Source organism: Polaromonas sp. P3_C2, from assembly GCF_056402675.1.
The window spans coordinates 1-1,156 of sequence record NZ_JBFUGX010000980.1 but is presented as its reverse complement, the minus strand read 5'-3'; the positions used below and the strand labels follow the sequence as shown (position 1 = coordinate 1,156).

Here is a 1,156-nt window from a genome sequence, read left to right as displayed (position 1 = left end):
ACCCTGGCGCCATCCGCCGGAGACAGGCCCCAGTAGGACTTGACCAGCTGCGACACCGCCTCCGGGTCGGCCTCACTGAGTGCATGCACAGCTTCCTGTTGCGCCAGCAGGAAAGCCTGCACAAGGTTCGGGTGCTTTTCCACAAGGCTGTTATGCACGATGCGGAAGGACCGGTGCAGGTAGTAGCCGTCCGGATAGAAAGGCGAATTCTTCACCGAGGGCAACAAGATGCCGGCGCCCATGCCGGCCGGCCCCTCGTAATGGGCTTCTGTGTAGCCGTGGGAGTTCATGATGGCCACCGTGCCCGTTCCGGTGGCCTGCGCCTTCAGAAAGGCCGGGTACACCGCCAGCGTGGCGTCCACCCCGCTGGGCACCTGCGCCGCTTCGGGCAAGGTCGGCAAGTGCACCATGCGAATGCCGTGGGCGGCAGGGTCGGGGTTGCCCAGCTCATAGCGCAGGATTTGCGTCAGCGCGTTGTAGGGGTCGCCGCCCAGCACGGTACCAACTGTCTTGCCCTTGAGGTCTTGCACATTGCGGATGGGCGAGTCCTTGCGCGTGCACAGCACAAAGCGCAACCGCCCTTCCGCCACCGACGCCAGGCTGAACGGAAGCCTGGCCAGGATGCCGCCCAGCGTTGCCGTGTTGCCCCACAGCGCCATGTCGAGCTGGCCGGCGGTGAGTGCGTCTACCTGCGGAGCGCCCGTCTGGTAGATGCGGTAGTCCACCGTGAGGTCGTAGCCGAACTCCGCGGCATATTTTTCAAACAGCTTTTTGCCGATCATGTATTGCGTTGTCGGCGAATTGCCAGCCGCCCACGGCACCCAGCCAAATGACAGCGTGAATGGCTTGCCCGCCTGGGCGCGAACAATGCCCGCGGCCCCCAGTGCGCTGCCGGCCAGGCCGGCGCTTTGGCGCAACCAGTGCCTGCGCGTCAACATTGATCTGCCGGTCATCGGCTCTCCTTTTGGTTGGGGGTTGCCCGCGAAAGGCACGGCGCCGGGCCGCGGATTTCCGCCTGAAACAAAAATCAACGCCCCCGGGTTGGCAAGCTCCGGGTTCGCTAGGTCCGGTCCTTCCAGCGCTGCATTTCCCATGAGGGCARRCCKCGRAGGTCGCCGACCTTCGCGCTCTGGAATTCCGTGATGGCGGGTTTGGC

1 protein-coding gene is annotated in these 1,156 nt (G+C 64.8%); it reads right to left on the bottom strand.

From position 1 onward, the window contains the following. A partial coding sequence (locus AC1DWI_RS23965) for an ABC transporter substrate-binding protein (protein WP_477726012.1) occupies nt 1-953 on the bottom strand: 953 nt, incomplete at its 3' end. Nucleotides 954-1,156: the final 203 nt, after the last annotated feature.